The sequence below is a fragment of the Aquimarina brevivitae genome, from assembly GCF_004216895.1.
GTDB classification, from domain to species: domain Bacteria; phylum Bacteroidota; class Bacteroidia; order Flavobacteriales; family Flavobacteriaceae; genus Aquimarina; species Aquimarina brevivitae.
In genome coordinates this window covers 1,292,762-1,317,264 of sequence record NZ_SGXE01000001.1, presented here as the reverse complement: position 1 = coordinate 1,317,264, position 24,503 = coordinate 1,292,762, and the positions used below count along the sequence as shown (strand labels likewise).

The window sequence follows — 24,503 nt, the reverse complement described above, 5'->3', positions numbered from 1 at the left end:
TTCTTAAAAAAAACTAAAAAAAAGCTGCCAAAAATTATCAAAATAGCAAGCTTTTAAAAGAATATATTTGTTTGAAAATGAAACTTTTACTATATTTACCGCCAATATGCCCAAAATCGTTGAATTAAAAACTTCAAATTAACCTATTTATGAAGAAAATTTTTACCCTAGTTTTTGTACTGTCTGCATTTAGTTTTTATGGTCAGAGCAGTAAAGTAACCTTTTTAGATTTAGTAGGAAACCACATACAAGTCCCAAAGGGCTGTGAAGCTAAATCAGAGTACGAATTGCAAGCTTGCAATGGAACTTCAATTAAATGGGATTACTATAGTGACGACATGCTTTCAGCAGTTTTTGATGCCACTATATCCACATTTGAAGAAAGTAACGGATCTAAAACACCTATTACCTTTAAATCTTTTGGCGCTGAGCTAACAGGTTATAAATTTAAAATAGGATCAACATATCAATTTTTCCTCAAAGGAAAAATTAAGGACCAGCCTCTAATGATTAATTTAGGAACACCTGAAGATATTAAATCAAAAGATGATTTAGACATGTTCTTAAAATTATTCTTTGACGAGGTAGGTTAAAACTTGAAGAATTTTAATTTAAATTAGGATGCCTGATCATATTTGACCAGGCATTTTTTATTATGTGCAGTTCTTTTAAGTATCTTGTAGGTCATTAAATATATTAGGTATGGAATCCCTATTAAATGATGAAGTTGCAAAAATAGTAAAAGATCGAATTGAAAAACTAACCAAAGATGATTCTCCACAATGGGGTAAGATGACCGTAGCACAAATGCTACATCATTGTAAGTTTCCGCTACAAATAGCGCTTCAAAAGGAGCATCCACCAGTAAAACCGAATTTCTTAGCAAAATTGCTCTTTAAAAAAGCGATGTATAATGACAGACCCTGGAGCAAAAACCTACCAACGGTTCCTTCATTTAGAGTTAGTGAGGAGAAAAATTTTGAAGAAGAAAAAGATAATCTAATACACCTTATAGACGAATTTCTTATAAAAAAGGATGTCACTGAATGGCAACCTCATCCTGTTTTTGGTAAATTTACAGCTCAACAATGGGGACAAATGCAATACAAGCATTTGGACCATCACTTAAAACAGTTTAATGTCTAATAGCTATCCACCCAAGCACCATCAGGAATACAATTCTGAACTCATCCAACAAGTCGCATTGCAGTATCCTTTTGCTACCTTAGTTTCAGCTAATAGTGATGAACCCTATATTACTCACGCACCACTAATATTAGAAAACAACAAACTAATCGGTCATATTGATGCTTCAAATCCGCACGTATCATTGCTTAAAAACAATAACAAAGCAGTAGCTATTTTTAATGGACCACAATCCTATATCTCACCATCTGTATATACTACAAAACAACTACCAACCTGGAATTATCTGATTGCTCATGGATATGGTTTGGTGACTGCAATCACTGATCCTTTAGCCATTAAAAAGTCTTTGGTAACAATGACCGAATATATGGAAGGCACTACTCCAAAATTTGTTTTAGATCTTGAAGACCCGCGGATGGATCGTTTAGTTCCCTACATCCATTGCTTTGAACTTAACATACAACGATGGGAAGGCAAGTTTAAAATCAGTCAAGACAAATCTATACAAGATATTGATAATGCTAAGCAGCAATTGATTAAAAGCAACCAGGCATCAATAAAAGATTTTATCGATTCGCTATTCGCAGCACATTTTAGCCATTAAAGGTAAAAACTTAATCTATCCATTTTTTAATAGCATCAAAATCCAAACCTCCATAGTTACCACTACTCATTAATAGTAATGTACTACTATCAAAATCCTTTTTCTTCAGATAATCCTGAAATTCCTTAGGGTTGGTATACACCACCAGATCCTTGCGATTAAAAGCAGCCAAGATTTGATCTGCAGTTATTGCTTCTAGTTGTTTAATTTTAACCGCATCTGGCGAATAAAAAACAACAGCCTCATCAGCTTGATCCAAAGCACCTTCATATAACTTTAAAAAATCTGCATTTAAACTACTATAGGTATGCAGCTCCAAACAAGCTATTAATTTTCTATCGCTATACTGCTCCTTCACAGCATTGGTGGTAGCTGCTACTTTTGATGGGCTATGAGCAAAATCCTTATAAACTACTGTTTTAGTATTCTCCGCGATTTTTTCCAAACGCTTAGAAGCTCCCGTAAAAGTGGCTATAGCTTCATAGAACTCATCTTCATCGATACCCATATGCTGGCAAATCCATTTCGCTCCTGCAAGATTATTTAGATTATGTGCCCCAAAAATCTCAATAGGCATCTCACCATCTGGGGTATGCAGTAGTGTTTCGCCATCTTCTACCCTATACTCAGGAGTGGTATATGGAATTTTTCTGATTTGATTTTCAGAACCTTCAACTACCTTTACCACCTCGGGATCTTCTGCATTGTAATTAATACTCCCGCCAGTTACAATACTATCGACAAATATTTTAAACTGCTCCACGTAATTCTCATAAGTAGGAAACACATTAATGTGATCCCAGGCTATACCACTAAGCAGCGCTATATTTGGTTGATACAGATGAAATTTAGGCCTAGGATCAATTGGCGAGGATAAATACTCATCCCCTTCTAGCACAATAAAATCATTTTCCTCTGTGAGATGTACCATGGTGTCAAAACCTTCAAGCTGTGCTCCTACCATATAATCTACTTCCTTTTCGTTGTACTTTAGCACGTGTAAAATCATAGAAGTTATGGTGGTTTTACCGTGGGAGCCACCAATAACCACTCTGGTTTTATTTGCAGACTGCTCATATAAAAATTCAGGATACGAATATATTTTCAATCCTAATTCCTGCGCTTTTAACAATTCAGGATTATCTTGTTTAGCATGCATACCTAGTAGTATCGCATCGATGTCTGCTGTAATTTTATCCGTAAACCAACCAAACTGCTCTGGCAACAACCCTCGTTCTGCTAATCGCGACTTTGATGGATCAAAGATAACATCATCACTACCCGTAACTTGATATCCTTTATTATGAAGTGCTATGGCAAGATTATGCATAGCGCTACCCCCTATAGCTATAAAATGTATTCGCATTACTAAATAATTATTTTGATAAAGATACAACTATGAGGATCTTTTAAAAAAATAAAGCTACGAATTGATACTACTTCATATGTACAGTTTACGTACTCAGTCATTGATTTAACTCATTTACGCTCTATCCTCTAAGGATTAATGCCTTACTTTACTAATAACAAAAAAGCTTTTGACTCTTATTTTGGTATAAGGATTGTATATTTAAAGAACCTAAACAAATTTCACCATGATGAAAACCTATTTTTCACTTTGCGTACTAATCATTATTAACATACACTACATTATGGGTCAAGATTCTTTTGAATCAGAATGGAAACAAGTGGCAATTCTTGAAGAAAAAGGATTACCAAAATCTGCCTTAAAAGAGGTTGAGCATATCTATCAACAAGCAACTCGTAATAACAATATCAATCAATCTATTAAGGCATTGCTTTTTAAGTCCAAATACCTTTTAACCCTCGAAGAAGACGCCCAATTAACGATTATCAACGATTTTAAATCCGAAATTAAAAAAAGTAAATTTCCTAAAAAGAATATACTTCAAAATGTGGTGGCGAATTTATATTGGGAATATTTTCAACAAAATCGGTGGAAATTCTATGATAGAACCGCCACTGTAAGTAAAGTAGATACCGAAGATTTTAGAACCTGGGATTTAGAAACGCTTTTTAAAGAAGTTCATTTTTATTATCAAAAAAGTTTAGAAAACGAAAAACAGGCAAAGCAAACGACAATTTCTACCATTAGCCCTCTACTGATTAAAGAAGAGGGTTCCGAAAACTATAGACCAACGCTATTTGATTTTTTAGCTCATAATGCCTTGAAGTTTTATCGGTCATCAGAAACCAACATTAACAAACCCGCTTATGCCTTCGAGATTGATGATCCAAAATTATTAACAGATCATCGATCCTTTATCTCACTACCAATTGAAACAAAAGACACTTTATCCTTGCAGTTTCAAGCATTAAAAATTTATCAAGACCTCATTCAATTTCATACAACTAAAAATAACATCCAAGCGCTAACAGATGTCAATATTAAGCGATTGCAGTTTGTAAAAGAAGAGGCAGTTTTTACAGCTGTAGAAGATCAATATTTAACAACACTTCTCAATGAGAAAGAACTTATTAGGGATCAAGAAGAAGTTGCCCTATATAATTATGAAATTGCGAATCTCTATAACCAAATAGGTGGCAGATACACTCCTAAAATCAAGGAAGATGTCCGTTGGAAAATTCAAGAATCCTTAGCATTATGTAATCAGACTATTGAATCGTTTCCAAACTCAATTGGAGCAAAAAAATGTAAGGTTTTAAAAGAACAAATACTCTTTCCTAGAGTTTCTATAATCACAGAGAATTACATCCCGGTTGAACAAGCAAGTAGAATGTTAATTGAGTATAAAAATATCGCCCAGCTTCATTTTAAAGTTTTGTCAATAAATGCTGCTCAACAAGACAAATTAAAAGGAATGTACAAATCCGAGGAAAAAGTTACTTTTTTCAAACAACTCAAAGAAATTACTTCCTGGAAAGCTAGTCTTCCTGATGAAAAGGATTATCAACAACACGACACAGAAGTACTAATACCTGCTTTACCACAGGGCTCTTATCTGATTTTGGCATCGAAGGAAAAAGAATTAACTATAAACTCTTTTTTCTCCTATGGATATTTGCAATCCACTAACCTTGCCCTAGTCGAAAATAAAAATAATGGTGAGCTTACTTTTCAGGTTTTAAATAGAAAAGATGGAACTCCTATACCAAATGCTAAAATTCAGCTAAAAACTAATGCAGGAAGAGGCTATCGCAACCAATTTAATGAAGTCCTAACAACAGATAATAAAGGACAGGCGTCTCTAAAGTTAAATTCTTACTATTATAGTGTTACCGCTACGGTTTCTTATCAAAATGATGTAGCCACATTTGATAATCTTTACCTAAATAAAAGTAGAAATTATACGAATCCGGAAGGCAATACCAAGCAAAAGGCATTTCTTTTTACAGATAGAAGTATTTATAGACCTGGTCAAACGATTTATTTTAAAGGTATTTTGATGACTTCAACGAACAATGAAGACCACAAAGTATTGGCAAACGAAAAAGCATTTGCCAAACTTATTGATGTAAACGGGCAGGAAATAAAACAACTGGATTTTACTACAAATGAGTATGGTTCCTTCAGTGGTGAATTTATAGTACCCTCAACTGGCCTAACAGGAAACTATACCATACAGACGAACTTTTATTATAACACCTCAATAGCTGTCGAAGAATACAAACGACCTAAGTTTGAAGCTAGCTTTAAACCCATCAAAGAGACATTTAGGGTAAATGATTCCGTAACTGTAAAAGGAATTGCCAAAGCATATGCCGGTACCAATATCACGAATGCCAAAGTAGTTTATAGAGTATATAGAGAAGTTCAATACCCTATTTGGTGTTGGTGGTTTCCTAGCTATGGAGATTCACCACAAGAGATAGTTCATGGAGAAACCACTACAGATGATCAAGGAGCGTTTAATATTAACTTTAAAGCAATACCTGATAATTCTGTAGCCAAAGATAACCAACCGATCTTTAGGTATAACATAACTGCAGATATAACCGACATAAATGGTGAAACAAGAACAGCTACCACTATAGTAAATGTAGGTTATCATACCATAACCGCTACTATTGAAATCAATGGTAAGATCGATAAAAGCAAAAAAGACAACAAACTAATTATCAACACAACGAACCTCAACGGGGAAGCTGTTGAAGTAACTGGAACTATTAAGATTTCAAAATTAAAAGCGCCTTCTGAACCTTTGAGAAGCAGACCCTGGAAAGCACCTTTCTACCAACAAATACCCAAAGAAAAATTTAAGGAACTCTTTCCGCACGATGCATATGGTAATGAAGATGATTATCGCAGCTGGGACAAAGGTAAAAGTGTACTTAATACCGAAATAAATACACACGGTGAATCTGATGCTCCAACCGCAATTAAAGAGGTGGAATTTGCTTCCATTAAAAAGTGGGAATTGGGTAAATATATTGTTGAATTTACAACCCAAGACAAGTTTGGACAAAACGTGAAAACTGCCCAATATTTCGAAATATATAATTCCAGAGATAATCAAATCAGCGACAATCAATTATTTGAGATTTATACCGATAAAACTACTTATGCTACTGGTGATGAAGTAATATTGACGCTAGGTACAGCCGCGAAAAATATGACTGTAACCTTGGATATCGAAAAAAATCATCAGTTAATAGACACCAAAATCATTAACCTTTCCAACGAATGCAAAGAAATTAAAATACCCGTAACTAAAGAAGATATTGGCGGATTTGCAATCACCTATAGTTATGTCATTTATAATAGTCATAATAGCAGTTCATTACTTATTTCGGTACCATATGACAGTACTGAGTTAAATATCGAAACTAACACCTTTAGAGACAAATTAAAACCTGGAGGCGAAGAAACCTGGAGTTTTACCATCAAAGGCCCCAAAGGAGAACAAGTAGCTGCAGAATTACTGGCTAGTATGTATGATATGTCTTTAGATCAGTTTAAAGAACACAACTGGCGCTTTAACCCCATCTATAAACCAATTTATTATGTTAGTGGTAGACGCAGTGCTACGTATAGTTTCGAAAATAATAAGCTAAGAGCCTATAATCAACCCAATTATCAATACGGATACCCCTATCAGGGTTATGATGAACTCAACTTGTTTGGATTAGAATTTGGCAATACCTATAGACGATTAAGAGCAAAAGCCAGTGGGGTAGCCATGATGAGTGCACCTCCTGAGGAAGCAAGACGTATGGAAATGGCTAAAGCAGAACGTGAAAGTGCAGAACGACGAACTGATGTTGCTTATGAAAGCAAAATAGCCGCTGCTCAAGCTGCTGAAAATGACAGCGTCGACACTAATACTCCTAATGATAGCGTACCCGCTAAAACTCCTTCTAAGGAAACCAAAAAAGCGGAGCAAGTACAAGTACGAACTAACCTCCAAGAAACTGCCTTCTTTTTACCGAAGCTTACCACAGATAACCAGGGTAATATCAACTTTTCATTTACTACCCCCGAGGCATTGACTAAATGGAAATTACAGCTACTTGCGCACACCAAAACATTAAATGCTGCAACGACCACTTTAGAAACTGTAACCCAAAAGGAGCTAATGGTACTGCCTAACCCACCACGTTTTTTACGACAGGGAGACACCATAGCTTTGAGTACTAAAATTGCAAGTCTTGCAAATAAAAAATTATCAGGAACGGTTGAATTACAGCTCATAAATCCATTAAACAATACAAGGATTGATACTAAACTTGGTAACACTGCCGCAAAACAATCATTTACTATTGAACCAAATGGTAATACCGATGCTACCTGGCAGCTGATTATTCCAGATAATATTTCTGCCGTTCAATATACCGTTATTGCCAGGGCTGAAAACTACAGCGACGGAGAGCAAAATGTATTGCCGGTTTTAACCAATAGAATGCTAGTTACCGAAACCTTACCAATGTGGGTGAGTTCTGCGCAGACCAAAGCATTTACGTTAGGTAAACTAAAGACTAACAAATCTAAAACCCTAAAGCATCACCAACTTAGCCTGGAAGTCACCTCCAATCCAGCTTGGTACGCGGTCCAGGCATTACCCTATCTTATGGAATATCCATACGAGTGTGCTGAGCAAACCTTTTCAAGATATTACGCCAACAGTTTGGCAAGTCATATAGCAAATACTAACCCAAGAATTGAACAGGTGTTTAACCAATGGAAGAACACAGATGCATTAGTAAGTAATCTAGAAAAAAATGAAGAATTAAAATCCTTGATCATTCAAGAAACTCCGTGGTTAAGAGATGCGCAGAGTGAAACCGAGCAAAAGAAAAGAATTGCTTTGCTTTTCGATCTTAACAAAATGAATAATGAATTGGAGGCTGCAATACAGAAATTAAAACAGTTACAATACGGATCCGGGGGATTTCCTTGGTTTAAAGGAGGATACGAAAATCGATATATCACACAGTATATTGTTACCGGATTCGGTCATTTACAAAGACTTGGGGTTACTGATTTGGATAGCGATACTAAGCAAATGCTAAAAAGGGCTATTAGCTATTTGGATAAAGAGTTTGTCATAGAATATGAAGACTTAAAACGAAATGCTGAACGCAATAAATTGGATCTCACCAAAGATCATCTCAGCTATACCCAGATTCATTATCTCTATATGCGTAGTTTTTTTGAGGAAATACAAAGACCTAAAAACACTGAAGAGGCATATACTTACTATATGAATCAAGCTAAAAAATATTGGTTAGGTAAGGGATTATACGCTGAAGGAATGCTAGCAATCCTATTACATCGTAACCAAAAAGCCGGTGTAGCCATGCAAATCATGAACTCCTTAGAAGAACGAAGTATCACTAACGAAGAATTAGGTATGTATTGGAAATCCAATACCGCAAGTTGGTATTGGTACCAAGCTCCGATAGAAACCCAAGCGTTAATGATCGAAGCCTTCTCTGAAATTCAACCAGAACCTCAAAGAACAAAAAATATAGACAACCTAAAAGTCTGGTTGCTCAAAAACAAGCAAACCAATAGCTGGAAAACCACTAAAGCCACAGCAAAGGCGGTTTATGCTTTGTTATTGCAGAGTAGTGACTGGTTGGCAGTAACGGATATGTTAGAGGTGACCGTTGGCAATCAAACTATAAATCCAGCAACGCTTGAAGATGTAAAAGTGGAGGCAGGCACGGGCTACTTTAAAACTTCTTGGAGTGGCAAAGAAATTAATCAAGAGATGGCTACTGTTACTATGACTAAAAAAGGTAAAGGAATAGCCTGGGGTGCGTTGTATTGGCAATATTTTGAAGATCTAGATAAAATTACTGGAGCTAAAACTCCGCTTCAACTTAAAAAGAAACTTTTTCTTAAAGAAAATTCTTCCACTGGTAAGCAACTAACTGAGATTACAACTAATAGTACTCTTAATGTTGGCGATCTAATCACTGTCCGTATTGAACTACGAACAGACAGAGCAATGGAATTTGTACATATGAAAGATATGAGATCATCTGGATTAGAACCTATAAATGTTATATCTCAATACAAATGGCAAGATGGACTGGGATACTATGAAAGCACCAGAGATGCGGCTACCAATTTCTTTTTTGACTATTTACCTAAAGGAGTCTTCGTATTTGAATATGACCTTAGAGTTAACAACAAGGGACAATTTTCTAACGGAATCTCAACCATACAAAGCATGTATGCTCCAGAATTTAGTAGCCATTCTGAAGGGGTAAGAATTTCTGTAGAATAAACATTTTTTATATTTTTAAAACCTGTGATCTCTTTTATGGATTACAGGTTTTTTTTATGAAAATGATTAGAAAAATTCTAAGAATTATTGCGTACTGCCTTTGCTTTCCTTTATTATACTTGATCATAGCTATTATCTGTAGTTATATTCCTGTAAATACCGAGACAGCAACTAATGCCAACTATGATATCTATTTAAGCACAAATGGGATTCATTTAGAAATTGTTATGCCTAAAAAAAACTTATCCCCCTTTTTACTAAACAATTTAAAACACCGCGAAAAAGAAAGGTATATATCTTTTGGCTGGGGCGACAAAAACTTTTATGCTAACACGCCTACGTGGAAAGATATTACACCAGCAGTGGGGTTAAAAGCCTTGTTTTTAAACACACCTACCCTGATTCACGTTAGCAGGTATCAAAAGTTTAAAGCCCATTGGGTTTCTATTAAGGTATCGAAAGATCAACTTCAATCATTAAATCAATTTATCCAAGACAGTTTTGTCATAGACAGCACCAGCAGCCTTATGCTAAAACCACAACCCGGTTATTGGAAACAAGATAACTTTTATACTGCCAAGGGCAGCTATACCTGTTTTAACACCTGTAATTCTTGGGTTAATCGCGGCTTTAAAGAAAGTGAAATTAAGGCCTCTTTATGGACACCTTTCGATTTTGGGTTATTGTATTTACACCAATAAAAAAACCGAAAATCGACATATGGATTTCCGGTTGATGATTTAACGGTGGTTACTAGTATTCTCTTTATTTTTGTTTAGGCTGCATAATGTCATCTATCGTATGCATAATACCGTTATCCGCTTCTATATTAGTAGTAATGAGCTTGCCTCCATTTCCTTTTTCATCGATTAAATATACATTACCATGTTTACGTGAGGCTATTAATTTTTTACCCCCTAAGGTTTTTAGCTTTACACTACCTCCATAATCATCAATAGCTTTAAAAATATCATTTTCATTAATTAAACCGGGTATAATATGATACTCCAAAATTGCTGTCAATTTCTCTCTATGTTCCGGAAGCATCAATTTTTCAGTAGTACCAGGATACAAGTTTTCAAAAGCATAATTGGTAGGTGCAAAAACAGTATAAGGACCCTTTGCTGCCAGTTTCTTATCATAGCCAGAAGCACTTAACCATTTAGAAAAGGTACTAAAACCTTTATCAACAGCAATCACTTTTGCAACACTATGATTTGTGTTAGTAGGTTCTGAATGTTGTGCTATTCGATTATCTTGTACTTTAGCATCTTTAGGCTTTTTTTCAGAATTGCAGGAAATTAAGAGTAATGGGATACTGAACAATAACCCCAAAAAAGGTTTTTTAATAGACATAGATTGTGTGATTTGTGTGTTTAATATGATGAACTTTACAATTGGTCAAATCGTATATACATCTAGTTAAAAATATTTTAAATGTTGTACACAGCAATTAGTAAATGAGTATTCGTTGCAAATTTTCTACTATTCGTCTTTTAGTGCTTATGGTTTTCAAAATATTGGAATTGAAACCAAAAGTTTAACCCAATTTTAAAAGTTAATAAAGCTCACAACCTTTATTTTTAGAAAAAACTAGAAATGGCAAAACTTAATCTATCGAATGCAACGTTTGAAAATAACGTTGATCGTCCAAAAAAGAGATTTGAATTAAAAATAGAAGAGCAAACCGCATTCATTGAATATATCTTAACTAAGGACAATGTAATTTACTTAACACATACTGAAGTCCCCGATGCTTTAGAAGGAAATGGAGTTGGCAGCGCATTGGTCAAAAAAAGCTTAGCCTACATAAAAGAACAAGGTTACCGCCTGGTGCCCCTATGCCCTTTTGTAGCTGCATACATAAAGAAACATCCAGAGTTGGGAAAAGATATTCTTAAAGAAGGTTATAACATTTAATCCGTTAGCATCTGCCACAATTTATCCTTTAGCTCTTGTAATCCTTGTTGAGCGACCGAAGATATAAAGAGATATGGTATCGGTAGTTTTGCATCCAACTCTTTTTTCATTTCGGATCGCAGCTCGTCATCCAGCATATCACTCTTGGAAATAGCGATTATACGCTCTTTATCCAATAGCTCTGGATTATACCTCCTCAATTCATCTAACAAAATTTCGTATTGTTTTGTAATATCTGGGGCATCCGCTGGGATTAAGAACAACAAGGTAGAGTTGCGTTCTATGTGTCTAAGAAAACGGTGACCTATCCCCTTACCTTCGGCAGCACCCTCAATAATTCCTGGAATGTCTGCCATTACAAAGGTTTGAAAATCTCTGTATTCTACAATACCGAGATTTGGTTTTAAAGTAGTAAACTCGTAGTCTGCAATTTTGGGTTTTGCAGCAGTTACCACCGACAATAAGGTGGATTTTCCCGCATTAGGAAAACCAACGAGTCCGACATCAGCCAATATTTTAAGCTCCAAGGTGATATCCGCCTCTTCCCCTTCAATACCAGGTTGTGCATATCGTGGTGTTTGATTAGTGGAACTTTTAAAATGCCAGTTACCTCTACCGCCCATTCCTCCTTCTGCCACAACATATTCTTGTCCAGGCTCGGTAATCTCTTTGATTATTTTTTGTGTTTCGGTTTCACGAATCACAGTACCAAGAGGTACTTGAATATAAACATCCTCTCCATCGGCACCGGTACTTCGGCTAGATCCTCCATTTTCTCCATGACCCGCTCTAAAATGTCTTTTAAACTTTAAATGATAAAGAGTCCACATATTAGGGTTAGCTTTGATAATTACGTGTCCTCCACGTCCGCCATCTCCTCCATCTGGTCCTCCTTTTGCAATATACTTTTCTCTGTGCAGGTGAGCAGAACCTCTACCCCCCTTACCAGAAGCAATGTGCAATTTTACGTAATCCACAAAATTTCCCTCTGTCATACTCTACTAATTATTTGGAGAATACTCCAAACGTTATTTATTTACAATATATACGCTTATAACCTATTGATCACAGCACTTAATCGAGCAGTTATCTCCTCAATACTACCCACACCGTCAACCCCATGATACTTATCTTGCTTTTGATAATACTCTTTTAAGATAGCAGTCTCATCATAATACACCTTTATTCGGTTTCTGATCACTTTTTCATCTGCATCATCTGCCCTGCCTGACGTTTTTCCTCTTTCTAAAAGTCGCTGTACCAAAATTTCATCATCTACCTCTAAAGCAACCATGGCACTTACTTCAGTTCCTTTGGATGCCAATAGTTCAGCTAACGCATCTGCTTGAGCCTCTGTTCTAGGAAAACCATCAAATATAAAACCTTTAGCTTCAGGATTTTTATCTACCTCAGCATTCAACATTTTGATCGTTACCTCATCTGGCACTAGCTGTCCTTTATCTATATAAGACTTAGCCAGCATTCCTAATGCTGTTTCGTTTTTAATATTAAATCGAAATACATCTCCGGTCGAAATATGTACTAAATCATAGGTTTCTTTTAAAACTTCTGCCTGTGTTCCTTTACCTGCACCTGGAGGTCCAAATAACACCAAATTTGTCATGTTGTTTGTTTTTAGTTGATAAACGTCTGTTAGGTTTCTTCCGAGACCGTTATAATCAAGGCCATACCCAACTATAAATCTGTTAGGAATAGTTATTCCTATATAATCAATTGTTATTTCTTTTTTGTAAGCTTCAGGTTTAAAAAATAAGGTAGCAATCTTAATATTCTTGCATCCTAGCTGACGTAAGTAACGGTTTACAAACTCAACCGTATTTCCGGTGTCTACGATATCCTCTAGTATTACGACACTCCTATCGGTAACCTTTGTCTGTAATCCTATGAGTTCTTTGACCTCTTCTGTCGATTCCGTACCTGAGTAGGAGGCTACTTTAATGAAACTGAACTCTGCCGCACCTTCAAATCGCTTTGCTACTTCTGAAGCAAACATAAAAGCTCCATTTAATACCGCTAAAAATAAAGGTGTCTTATCCGCAAAGTGAATAGATAGATCAGCTGACAGCTTAGTTATCGATTGCTCAATTTGTTGCTGGTCAATAAAGGGTTCAAATGCTAAATCCTGCAATTTTATCATCGTCAGTGAACTAAGCTTTTAACTTGTTTCAAAAATTAAAAGTGCAAAGATAATCATTCCAAACTAGGTATTAAAAGTTTATCCAATGCAATTCCCTAAGAATTAAATGGTATTTCCTATCGAAAACGACTATTTTTGTTGCCCAAAGACAATCTAATTCTAAAAAATGACAAATTATTTTTCTTCGAATTTTAAATTAGGAATCTTAGGTGGAGGGCAATTAGGCAAAATGATGCTTTATGAAACCCGTAAATACGATATTACCACCTATGTCTTGGACCCTAGTTTTGATGCTCCTTGTCGCCTAGCGTGCAACCATTTTGAAACCGGAGATTTACTGGACTTTGATACGGTATACCATTTTGGCAAAAAGGTAGATGTACTTACCATTGAAATAGAAAATGTAAATGTGGATGCGCTTGATAAGTTAGAACAAGAGGGCATAACTGTATACCCGTCGGCAAGTACTCTACAAACAATTCGGAACAAAGGAAAGCAAAAGGAATTTTACCAACAAAATAAGATCCCTACGGCACCATTTATAAAGTTTGCTAACAAAGCGCATCTAGCTGAAGGCATTACCAATAATAGGGTTAAACTACCTTTTGTTTGGAAAAGTACAGAAGGAGGATACGATGGTAAAGGAGTCTCGGTTATAAAATCAGGTAAAGATGTAGCTCAACTTGCGGATACGGAATGTATCGCTGAGGAGATGATTGATTTTAAAAATGAATTGGCCGTAATTGTTGCTCGTAGCCCAAAGGGAGAGGTAAAAACTTATCCGGTAGTAGAAATGGAATTTCATCCTGAAGCAAATCAGGTTGAATACGTCATCTGTCCGGCAAGGATTGATGATCAAGTAGCTAAAAAAGCAATTGCCGTGGCTTTGCAGGTTTCAGAAGCTTATCAACATGTTGGGTTATTGGCGGTCGAGATGTTTCAAACCCAAGATGACGAAATTTTGGTTAACGAAGTGGCTCCTAGACCTCATAATAGTGGACATTACAGCATTGAAGCTAGTTATACCAATCAATTTGAACAACATATTAGAGCCGTTCTTGACCTTCCATTAGGTGCTACAGAAAGTAAGGTAGCTGGTATTATGGTCAATTTAGTAGGAGCAGAAGGATATGAAGGCGATGTCATTTACCAAAACATCGCTCAAATTATGAGTATGGATGGGGTTACTCCCCATATTTATGGCAAAAAGCAAACCCGACCGTTTAGAAAAATGGGGCACGTAACCATCGTAAATAAAGATATCGCTGAAGCACGAAAAATAGCCGAAGAAGTTAAAAACACCATAGCGGTTGTAAGCGAAAAAAAACGTATTAAAATTTAATAGCATGAGTAAAGTAGGTGTAATTATGGGCAGTACTAGTGATATGCCCGTTATGGAAAAAGCTATCGAAATCCTTAAAGGTTTTGATATCGAAGTTGACGTTGATATCGTATCAGCGCATCGCACACCCGAAAAATTATTCGACTATGCCAAAAACGCACACACTAAAGGTATAAAAGTAATCATCGCAGGTGCCGGTGGAGCTGCGCACTTACCCGGTATGGTAGCCTCTTTATCTCCTCTTCCGGTCATAGGCGTACCGGTAAAATCAAGAAACTCCATCGACGGATGGGATTCGGTTTTGTCAATATTACAAATGCCTGGTGGAGTTCCTGTTGCTACAGTAGCGCTAGATGGTGCACAAAATGCAGGTATCTTGGCTGCTCAAATCTTAGGTGCATCTGACAAATGTATTTTGGATAAAATTTTAGTTTACAAAGAAGGACTTAAACAAAAGGTAATCGAAGGAGCCAAGCAAATCAATAAAAGCTAAAGCAAGCTTCAAATATAGATACTAAAAAAAGAGTCACCAATGGTGACTCTTTTAATATCAGGTCTTACAATGAATATAACAATATTTATTAACCAACTTAAATATATTACACAAAAAAATTTATCGTAAGACCATTACTCTTAAAACCTATAACAAAGGTAAAACCTTACTTTCATTACACCATACAAGTAACATAAATTTTAACAATATTTTCGACGAAATACACAAATTTATAGCTAAATCCGACTTTTTTGACTGAATACATTATCCATTTGTTTGAAAAAACACACATTCAAACAAGAAAATCACCTTTTCTAAGCTAAAATTGAAGAAAAATCAAAAACAAAAGTGGTATTAAAAGTGTATCTCATTCAATATCTTTGATCTTCTGTGATGCTACTACTAAAATCTGATTAGATTTTACGTTTAGATGTAAACCTTAAATAATTAAAAATGAGTAATCCATTACTACATACTTTTGATCTGGCACCATTTTCCAAAATTGAACCAGCGCATTTTTTGCCTGCAATAAAAAATGGAATTGAAAAAGCTAAAGAAGAAATTGATCAAATAACGAATAATCCCGAACCAGCAACCTTTGATAATACGATTGCAGCTTTAGATTATAGCGGAGAACTCCTGGACAGAGTAACCAGCGTGTTTTTTAATCTTAATAGTGCGGAGACCAATGAACACATACAAAAAACTGCTCAAGAAATCTCTCCATTACTATCTGAGTTTAGTAATGATATAAGATTAAACAAGTCGCTATTTGAACGTGTAAAGCGTATTTATGATCAGCGCGAATCCTTATCACTTACTAAGGAGCAACAAATGCTTTTGGACAAAAAATACAAGTCTTTTTCAAGAAACGGTGCTAATCTTAATGAGGACAAGAAAAGTAAGCTTCGCGAAATTGATAAGCAATTATCTAAGTTGAGTCTCAATTTTGGAGAGAATGTACTTGCCGAAACCAATAAATTTGAACTACATATCACCAACGAATCTGATCTTTCTGGTTTACCTGACGGAGCCAAAGAAGCTGCGAAAGCATTGGCAGAAGCAAAGGATTTGAAGGGTTGGCTCATTACCTTGGATTATCCTAGTTATATTCCCTTTATGACGTATGCTGATAACAGAGAACTGCGCAAAAAACTTTCCCTTGCTTTTGGGTCTAAAGGTTTCCATAACGATGAGTTGGACAATCAAAAAATCGTATTACAAATAGCTAAATTAAGACATCAAAGAGCACAGCTTCTTGGTTTTAAATCTCACGCTCATTTTGTGTTAGAAGAGCGAATGGCTGAAACTCCAGAAAATGTGTACGATTTTTTAAATGATATGCTGGTCAAAGCAAAGCCTGCAGCAGAAAGAGAATTTAAGCAACTTGAAAACTTTGCAAAAGAAAAAGACGGAATTAAGCAGCTTCAAAAATGGGATGGCACTTATTATACCGAAAAGTTGAAGCAAAAACTTTTTGATCTTGATGACGAAAAACTAAAACCCTATTTCAAATTAGATAATGTTATCGAAGGTGTTTTTGAAATTTCCCATCGACTGTTTGGATTAACTTTTGACAAAACTGAAACCATAGATACCTACCACCCGGATGTAAAAACCTACAATGTCACAGACCAAGAGGGCAACTTCATTGCTGTTTTATATGCTGATTTTCATCCCAGACCTGGTAAACGAAATGGCGCATGGATGACATCCTATAAACCTCAAATGGTAAAAGGTGGAAAAAATATCAGACCTCATATTTCTATCGTTTGTAATTTTACCAAACCAACATCCAGCAAACCCTCTTTATTAACTTTTAACGAAGTTACTACCTTATTTCACGAGTTTGGTCACGCACTACATGGCATGCTGGCTAACACGACCTATCCCGGACTCTCAGGAACAAGTGTATACTGGGATTTTGTAGAATTACCAAGTCAGGTTTTAGAAAATTGGTGTTATGAACAAGAGGCTCTGGAACTATTTGCCAAGCACTATGAAACCGGAGAGGTGATTCCAATGGAACTGGTTCATAAAATCAAAGAATCATCGACATTTATGGAAGGTCTAGCTACGGTGAGGCAGTTGAGTTTTGGGTTTTTAGATTTGTCTTGGCACACTGACGACCCAAGCCACATTACTGATGTAAAAACCAATGAAAAAGAAGCCTTCAAAAATACCGCATTATACCCAGAGACTGAAGAAACCTGCATGAGCACAGCATTTTCTCATATATTCCAAGGGGGTTATGCTGCCGGGTATTATTCCTATAAGTGGGCGGAAGTTTTAGACGCAGACGCATTTGAATTTTTCAAAGAAAATGGAATCTTTAACTCCAAAATCGCTACCGCTTTTAAAGAACATATACTTTCTAAAGGAGGTACAGAAAACCCTATGGAATTGTATAAAAGGTTTAGAGGTCAAGAACCCAAACCTGACGCATTACTGCGAAGAGCTGGTTTGATCCAATAACTAACAAAGAACAAAATAAAGCGAGGGAGTCACACTCCCTCGCTTTTTAATTCCAATTCATTGAAACTTTATTCTACACTTAGTTTGTGGACAATTTCCTCTCCACCGGGCCCTGTAGTTTTTACGAGATACATGCCTGCGGAAAGCTTAAGTTGTGCTATAGCAAATTGATTTCTTCCTGATGTAAGCGAAAAACTTGCAATACGCTGACCGGATAGACTATAAATTGTTGCTTGATCAATACCTGAGTTTTTAGCCACCAGGATTTCAAAAGTGTTTTGTGCAGGATTTGGATAAATCAATACACCTTTTGTCACCTCTTCTTCATTACCATAGACAGGAACAGTAGTTCCAAACTGTACTATACTACTCGTCCTAGCGCAAGAACCTTCATATATCTTTACATTAGAAAAGGTTGAAGTATTACCACTTCCTGAATCATGATCATTGATAAAAACAAGTCGATCCATAGCTCCCGTATAAAAATCTCCAACCGGGATGACGTAGGTTTTAGATCCACCAGAATAATTATCATAATTGGTGATTCCGTAGTTCTGTGTACCGTGCAATTTGAAATATCTGCTAGAGGTCAAACTATTATCATTTTCAAAACCAAATCCATGAATTTCACCTTCAGAGGTACTGGATAATGTTACCTCAACAACGGTTGAAGCAGTAACTGTATAAGGATACGCAATGTATTTCCAGGTATTGTTGGTTAAGCTTAGCGCTGATCCGTCTGAAGCTATGGTATAGGTCCCATCGGAATCCTGGTTAGAAAACGAGACCATACTAAACTCATTAAAATTTAAAGCCTCGCATAGATCTGGATCTGGGTCTGGATCGCCACTTGCCTCAGCTATTGTAATTTGGTCTACCGTGATGTCACCTTGCCAACTGGTGGCGGTTAATGCACCTAGGCGAAGTTGAACACTTCCGGTATATGCACTAAGGTCAATTGTTGCTGTTTGCCAACTACTCCCTTGAGATCCGGATATCGTAAATACAGAGCTCCAAGTTGCTCCTTCATCTTCACTAAGATCCATGTTCAGTGTACCAACCGAACTACCTTGCATATGATAACTAAAACTCAATTCAGCATTGGTCAAGTTGCTAAGTTCAAAACAAGGTGATAACAGCTCGGCTTTTTTATTAGGATAACCAGTGCCGTTTCCTGAAGCCTCTACATAGATATAATAATTCCCATTCGCTGCAGAAGAGGGTCCGGTTCCGCTAGAGGGAGTTCCATTAGCATCCACCGACCAATCGAGATCATCATTAGCGACCTGGGTCCATTGCCCAATGGTATTTTCAAAACTTTGAAGATATGGATAAGAACTGATGGTTGTGGCGCACTCCTCTCCACCAGGATCTGTCTCTACTCCATTGGCAATTTCTATCATATACTCTAACCCTAGCTTGGCAAATTTGGCGGCGTGGGTAGCATTTGGAGTTGGAGAGCGATCAAAGGTATCTCTGGTGGTATGTATATTAGGATTATGCTCCCCAAACTTAGCCTCAAATGGAAAAGTAACATTATAGCCTTGCTGCGCCCAACTATAATGATCAGAGCATCCATAGTTACAGCGCGAGGTTCCGTAAGTTATCTGATGGGTTCCTGATGCATTATAAAAATTTAAAAGCGCAATCATAAAGTTATTCAAATCATCATCGTTATAACTATCGGTAGAAATATAGGCATCATAGACCGATCCCTTATAATTCGTCATATCCAATTGCATATAGCTAACCACATTGACATTGTTATTTCGGTAAGACTCCGCAATTTCTTTGGAGCCTCTTAGACCAACTTCTTCTGCGGCAAAAGCCATAAACTCAATTGTGCGTTTAGGTTTAAAATTCATATCAAAAAGAACCCGGGCAACTTCTGTTATGGTAGCAATACCAGAAGCATTATCATCTGCACCAGGAGCAACAGAATTTGAACCCCCTGCAGTAGAATCGATGTGACCACCAAGAATTACAAATTCATCCGGATTTTCCGTACCGGTTACCGTCATTACCAGTGAAGGCATATTGGTACTGGAGTGATTGACAAGTCGTACATTAACATCTGTTCGATTACCTGCTAAACCTTCCCAAATAGTTTTGAGATCTAATACCGATTGACGTGCGCTATTAGTTGTATGATATCGTGTACCATAGGCCTCTAATTGCTGTATTTGATTCGCTATATTTTGATTGTTTACCAAATCCAAACTTTGTCTTACCAAATCCTGCTGGGTTATCGCATAAGATATCCGAGCTGCTTTTGTTTGAGCTGTATTTATCTTTTTTATAGCAGCTATTGCTTTTTCTTTAGAGTCTTCATACAAAAAGCCGGGGCCATGTACCAAAACCTTATGATGCAACTCCTCCGCAGCTTTTTCACTAAGTAGCACCGCACTATATCCATTCATCGATTCAATAATTTGAATATCCTTAGGGTGATTACTTCTTAGATCTATGGCGTCTTCAGTTTGCATGGTACCATAAAAGTGAGTGGGTGATTTCTGGGCGTAAAGCCCATGAAAAAGAAAGAACAGCAAAACCATTGCTGTTTGCAATTTAAAATTTTTCATAATTAAGTGAGTTTGTGTTAGTATATGTAACTTACACAAAATCAGCGGATAACAAAAACGGAAAAACCACAATATAACAACTGTAAAGATCGTTACAAGAGCATATTAAATATTAAATTTCAATTTTTTTTGAAAGTTTAGAATTTATTAATTACTTTTGTTTTATGGAATTTGAAGAAGCGAAACATAAGTTTATCACCACCTGGGGTTCTCTCGGTAGTTTATGGGGGATCAATAAGGCCATGGCACAGATACATGCTTTACTCTTGATTTCACCAGACCCCCTATCTATGGAGGATATTATGGAAGAGCTTCATATTTCTCGTGGTAACACCAGTATGAATTTAAGACAGCTAATCGATTGGGGAATCGTATTTAAAGAAAACAAAATAGGAGAACGAAAAGAATACTTTACCAGCGAGAAAGACGTACAAGAGTTAGCCAGACAAATTGCAAAAGAAAGAAGTCGTAGAGAACTTCAACCTACCATAAAAGTGTTGAAAGAAGTCTCTAGCATCAAAACAGACGGCAGCAAGAAATCCAAGGAACTCATTACACAAACCAAGGCATTACACGATTTAGCTAGTAATCTGGATACCTTTATGAACACCATAGTTAACAGAGAACAAAACTGGATGACGAAAACCTTATTAAAACTGATGAAATAAGTCAGTTTTTTATTTATTAATATATTTCAATATTTTCTGAAACTTTAAAACAAAATAAAAATGAATATAAGCATTCCTAATTGGCTAATTATAATTGGCGGTGTTGGCCAAATTTTTACAGCACTGATTTATCCTTACATCCGCCATCGGATTTTTGACTGGTATAAGGATATTGAAAAGCTAAAACCGCTTAATCAAGAAATTGCCAAAACCTATGGATGGTACATTCAAGGACTTAATTTTTTCTTTGGTTTGATGGCAATAACGTTAACAGAAGAGCTCAGAACCCCTAGTGCTTTAGCTTTCGCTATAACAAGCCTTATTGCAGTGTACTGGGTAGGAAAAGTCGCTACGCAAATTGCCTACTATCCTATGTATGATATCCCAAAAGTTACTTTGTTTACTGTAGGAAGCTATGGTATGAATGCGTTGTTTTTACTTTTTGCTATCGTTTTCATCCTATTAGCCCTACATAATTCTTATTACTTATTCTCTTAACATTTAAAAATATGGATACCTCCACCCTAATACAAAAACTTAAACAAGCAGCTACTAAAGAAAAAATCATTGATTTTTATGATGAAGCCACGGAAGATTATTTGCATTGGAGTAAAGATCATAACATGCACTTTGGCTATTACATCCCTTTTAAAAATACGTTTTTGAAAAGAGATTCTATGTTAAATGAAATGAATCATCAGGTACTTAAAAGGTTATCCTTTCCTAAAAAAGAAAGCTTAGTCTTGGATTTAGGATGTGGTATTGGAGGTACAATGCATCAGCTATTGCTGCAATATCCTTATATAAATGCACTAGGTACTACAATTTCCAACAAACAAGTTGAATTAGGAAACCAAAAAATAGCAAACAAGAACGGGTTAATTATTAATGCTGACTTTAGAAACCTACCCATAGCCAACAATACCGCTGACGGAGCATTTGCCATTGAAAGTTTTTGCCATGCAGGACATTCAGACGAAGCCTTCATTGAAGTCTATAGAGTACTCAAACCAGGTGCTTCAGTTGTCATTGCCGATGCATTCTTAAGAAAAGAACCTCAAGAGCTATGCAGTATAAGCAACTACTGCTACGAGCAATTGTGTATGGGCTGGAGTCTTCAGGGGCTGCGTTCTATACAAGAGGTAAAGCAATCGCTATACAACATAGGTTTTCGTAAAGTTACCCTAGAAAACATTTCTTGGCAGGTAGCTCCATCCGTTTTACATGTTCCTTTCGCGATTATCGGTTTTCTGTTAAAAAAGATAGTCAAAAGGGAAACCATAAGATCACAAAGCTGGAACAACCTGAAAGGATCACTATTCGCATTGCTCTCAGGATTGCACTTCACAGATTTTGGATATTACATTATTACAGCTACCAAATAAATTATTAAACGATGAAAAAAATTGTAATTGCAGGAGGTTCAGGATTTTTAGGTCAGGTATTAAGCGACTATTTTGTAAACCAAAACTACCAAGTGACCATACTTACCCGCAATAAAACATTAAAAAGTAATACTATCAACTATTGCCTTTGGGATGCTACAACCTTAGGGGATTGGACTACTACGCTTGAAAATTGTGACGCACTAATTAATTTATGTGGTAAATCTGTGGATTGTAGGTATACGGACAAAAATAAGGAACTCATTTTACAATCAAGAATTCAGCCTACAACCCTACTTGGTGAAGCAGTAAGAGCTTGTAAAGTACCTCCAAAAATTTGGTTGAATTCGTCTACAGCAACCATTTATCAACATTCCGAACAAATGCCCATGACTGAATCTAAGGGTGTTCTAGGGGCTACCTTTTCTGAAAATGTAGCCAAACAATGGGAAAACAGTTTTTTTAACTGTGGTACTCCACAGACTCGAAAAGTGGCATTAAGAACTTCTATTGTATTCGGCAAAACAGGAGGAGCCTTCGTACCAATCAAAAAACTTGCCCAAATTGGATTGGGTGGAAAACAAGGAAGTGGTAAACAAATGATTAGTTGGATCCACGAGTTGGATTTCTGCAGAAGTATCGACTACATTATTAACCATAATAGCCTCAAAGGAGCAATCAATATTGTTGCTCCACAAGTTATAAAGAACACTGATTTTATGAGACAACTGAGGAATTCTTTAAACTTACCCTTTGGAATGGCTTTGCCAAAAACCGTACTTGAACTCGGTGCACGATTGATCAATACTGAAACAGAATTAATCCTTAAAAGCCGTTTTGTTTATCCAGAAATACTTTTAAATCACGGATTTAAATTTGAATATCCAGATGTAGCTTCCGCATTAGAAAATTTATAAGCTATGACAGTAATAAAACTTACTACCACAATAAAAGCACCCATTGAAAAGGTGTTTAATTTATCTAGAAGTATTGATTTTCATATAAAAACTGCAAGCAAAACCAACGAAAAAGTAATCGCTGGCAGATCCACTGGGTTAATCGAACTGGGAGAAACAGTTACCTGGAAGGGAAAACACTTTGTTTTATATTTAACTCATCAAAGTTTAATAACCCAATACGACTTTCCCAAATCTTTTACGGATGAAATGGTTAGCGGTCACTTCAATTACTTTAAACACCAACATCTATTTGATACCGATCACACCTATACTTATATGACTGATATACTTTCTTATCAAGTACCCTATGGCAAAATTGGTTCGCTGATAGATTTTTTATGGATAAAAAAACACCTTACTCAATTCTTACTGCATAGAAACACATTGCTAAAAGAAAGAGCTATGACTGATACCTAAACTATAGTTTTATAGTTGAAGTATCAAATTAATTGATTTTTTCTCCTATTTTTGAACCTATTCAATCTTCGAGCTAAATGGCTAACCACAAATTAAATCCTAATACTTGGGTAGATAAATACAGTGATTACCTGTATAATTATACCATCGTAAGAGTTAACGATAAGGAAATAGCAGAAGATTTAGTACAAGAAACTTTTTTTGCAGGTCTCAAATCACTTAAAAACTTTAAAGGAGAGGCAAGCGAAAGAACCTGGTTAATTGCTATTTTAAAGCGAAAAATTATTGATTACTATAGAAAAATCAATAGCAAAAAAGGCAAGGCTGAAGTAAGAATGAATTACAACTCCGATGAATCAGAAGGAGATTGGTTAGAAGAACAAGTAGCCGACATAGATGATCTCAATGCAGAATCCAAAATTGAAAATACAGAGTTAGGTTTAGCAATTCTTAACTGTATCGAAAAATTACCGGAGAAACAAGCCCTTATATTTAAGCGAAAAACAATCGAAGGTTTTGATACAGAAGCTATTTGTAATGAATTTGATATTACTGCGTCTAACCTTTGGGTTATAATCCACAGAGCACGTACAGCAATGGCTGATTGTTTGGAAAAAAATTGGTTTAACTAAA

General features: G+C 36.1%; 20 protein-coding genes. 15 read left to right on the top strand and 5 right to left on the bottom strand.

From position 1 onward, the window contains the following. The first annotated feature begins 149 nt into the window (after nucleotides 1-149). From EV197_RS05600 to EV197_RS05590, 3 genes are all read left to right on the top strand, one after another. On the top strand, nucleotides 150-593 hold the full coding sequence (locus EV197_RS05600) for a hypothetical protein (protein WP_130285744.1): 444 nt from the start codon (nucleotides 150-152) through the stop codon (nucleotides 591-593). Between the two features lie 109 nt (nucleotides 594-702). Beyond that, nucleotides 703-1,146, top strand: a complete 444-nt coding sequence (locus tag EV197_RS05595; RefSeq protein ID WP_130285743.1) for a DUF1569 domain-containing protein — start codon at nucleotides 703-705, stop codon at nucleotides 1,144-1,146. Beyond that, nucleotides 1,139-1,753: an FMN-binding negative transcriptional regulator gene (locus EV197_RS05590; protein WP_130285742.1), complete on the top strand. Its 615-nt coding sequence runs from the start codon at nucleotides 1,139-1,141 to the stop codon at nucleotides 1,751-1,753. The genes EV197_RS05595 and EV197_RS05590 overlap by 8 nt, the downstream gene beginning before the upstream one ends. A gap of 10 nt (nucleotides 1,754-1,763) precedes the next feature. On the opposite strand, the gene EV197_RS05585 is transcribed toward EV197_RS05590, so the two are convergent. Next, nucleotides 1,764-3,119 (bottom strand): UDP-N-acetylmuramate--L-alanine ligase, encoded by a 1,356-nt coding sequence (locus EV197_RS05585; protein ID WP_130285741.1) that lies wholly within the window; start codon nucleotides 3,117-3,119, stop codon nucleotides 1,764-1,766. 232 nt (nucleotides 3,120-3,351) lie between these two features. Between EV197_RS05585 and EV197_RS05580 the strand changes: the two genes are divergently transcribed. Together EV197_RS05580 and EV197_RS05575 are read left to right on the top strand one after the other, a co-directional pair. After that, entirely contained in the window at nucleotides 3,352-9,471 is a 6,120-nt protein-coding gene (locus EV197_RS05580; protein ID WP_130286195.1) for an alpha-2-macroglobulin family protein, read from the top strand. 56 nt (nucleotides 9,472-9,527) lie between these two features. After that, the gene (locus EV197_RS05575; RefSeq protein ID WP_130285740.1) at nucleotides 9,528-10,172 is read left to right on the top strand and encodes a TIGR02117 family protein; all 645 of its coding nucleotides are present in this window, start codon (nucleotides 9,528-9,530) and stop codon (nucleotides 10,170-10,172) included. Nucleotides 10,173-10,236: 64 nt separating this feature from the next. Here the strand turns inward: EV197_RS05575 and EV197_RS05570 are convergent, their stop codons facing one another. Further along, nucleotides 10,237-10,827, bottom strand: coding sequence for a fasciclin domain-containing protein (locus EV197_RS05570; protein WP_130285739.1), 591 nt, complete (start codon nucleotides 10,825-10,827; stop codon nucleotides 10,237-10,239). Nucleotides 10,828-11,070: 243 nt separating this feature from the next. Here EV197_RS05570 and EV197_RS05565 point away from each other — a divergent pair, with 243 nt between their 5' ends. Further along, nucleotides 11,071-11,391, top strand: coding sequence for a GNAT family N-acetyltransferase (locus tag EV197_RS05565; protein WP_130285738.1), 321 nt, complete (start codon nucleotides 11,071-11,073; stop codon nucleotides 11,389-11,391). Here EV197_RS05565 and obgE read toward each other — a convergent pair. Then, entirely contained in the window at nucleotides 11,388-12,386 is a 999-nt protein-coding gene (gene obgE / locus EV197_RS05560) for a GTPase ObgE (protein ID WP_130285737.1), read from the bottom strand. The genes EV197_RS05565 and obgE overlap by 4 nt on opposite strands. Before the next feature lie 56 nt (nucleotides 12,387-12,442). After that, nucleotides 12,443-13,549, bottom strand: coding sequence for an adenylate kinase (locus EV197_RS05555; protein WP_130285736.1), 1,107 nt, complete (start codon nucleotides 13,547-13,549; stop codon nucleotides 12,443-12,445). Between the two features lie 166 nt (nucleotides 13,550-13,715). On the opposite strand from EV197_RS05555, the gene EV197_RS05550 reads away from it, so the two are divergent. The 3 genes from EV197_RS05550 (at nucleotide 13,716) to EV197_RS05540 (ending at nucleotide 17,859) form a co-directional block, all read left to right on the top strand. Continuing rightward, nucleotides 13,716-14,891, top strand: coding sequence for a 5-(carboxyamino)imidazole ribonucleotide synthase (locus EV197_RS05550; RefSeq protein WP_130285735.1), 1,176 nt, complete (start codon nucleotides 13,716-13,718; stop codon nucleotides 14,889-14,891). A 4-nt stretch (nucleotides 14,892-14,895) separates the two neighbouring features. Beyond that, complete coding sequence (gene purE / locus EV197_RS05545; protein ID WP_130285734.1) at nucleotides 14,896-15,384, top strand: 5-(carboxyamino)imidazole ribonucleotide mutase; 489 nt, start codon at nucleotides 14,896-14,898, stop codon at nucleotides 15,382-15,384. A 453-nt stretch (nucleotides 15,385-15,837) separates the two neighbouring features. Further along, on the top strand, nucleotides 15,838-17,859 hold the full coding sequence (locus tag EV197_RS05540; protein ID WP_130285733.1) for a M3 family metallopeptidase: 2,022 nt from the start codon (nucleotides 15,838-15,840) through the stop codon (nucleotides 17,857-17,859). A gap of 68 nt (nucleotides 17,860-17,927) precedes the next feature. On the opposite strand, the gene EV197_RS05535 is transcribed toward EV197_RS05540, so the two are convergent. Continuing rightward, a complete protein-coding gene (locus tag EV197_RS05535) occupies nucleotides 17,928-20,441 on the bottom strand; it encodes a M20/M25/M40 family metallo-hydrolase (protein ID WP_130285732.1) in 2,514 nt (837 codons plus the stop codon). Between the two features lie 164 nt (nucleotides 20,442-20,605). Here EV197_RS05535 and EV197_RS05530 point away from each other — a divergent pair, with 164 nt between their 5' ends. From EV197_RS05530 to EV197_RS05505, 6 genes are all read left to right on the top strand, one after another. After that, nucleotides 20,606-21,109, top strand: coding sequence for a GbsR/MarR family transcriptional regulator (locus EV197_RS05530; RefSeq protein WP_130285731.1), 504 nt, complete (start codon nucleotides 20,606-20,608; stop codon nucleotides 21,107-21,109). Between the two features lie 60 nt (nucleotides 21,110-21,169). Then, complete coding sequence (locus EV197_RS05525) at nucleotides 21,170-21,607, top strand: hypothetical protein (RefSeq protein ID WP_130285730.1); 438 nt, start codon at nucleotides 21,170-21,172, stop codon at nucleotides 21,605-21,607. An 11-nt stretch (nucleotides 21,608-21,618) separates the two neighbouring features. Continuing rightward, the gene (locus EV197_RS05520; RefSeq protein ID WP_130285729.1) at nucleotides 21,619-22,494 is read left to right on the top strand and encodes an SAM-dependent methyltransferase; all 876 of its coding nucleotides are present in this window, start codon (nucleotides 21,619-21,621) and stop codon (nucleotides 22,492-22,494) included. Between the two features lie 11 nt (nucleotides 22,495-22,505). Beyond that, the gene (locus EV197_RS05515; protein ID WP_130285728.1) at nucleotides 22,506-23,411 is read left to right on the top strand and encodes a TIGR01777 family oxidoreductase; all 906 of its coding nucleotides are present in this window, start codon (nucleotides 22,506-22,508) and stop codon (nucleotides 23,409-23,411) included. 3 nt (nucleotides 23,412-23,414) lie between these two features. Beyond that, nucleotides 23,415-23,870, top strand: a complete 456-nt coding sequence (locus EV197_RS05510; RefSeq protein WP_130285727.1) for an SRPBCC family protein — start codon at nucleotides 23,415-23,417, stop codon at nucleotides 23,868-23,870. Nucleotides 23,871-23,947: 77 nt separating this feature from the next. Beyond that, nucleotides 23,948-24,502, top strand: a complete 555-nt coding sequence (locus EV197_RS05505) for a sigma-70 family RNA polymerase sigma factor (protein WP_130285726.1) — start codon at nucleotides 23,948-23,950, stop codon at nucleotides 24,500-24,502. Nucleotide 24,503: the final 1 nt, after the last annotated feature.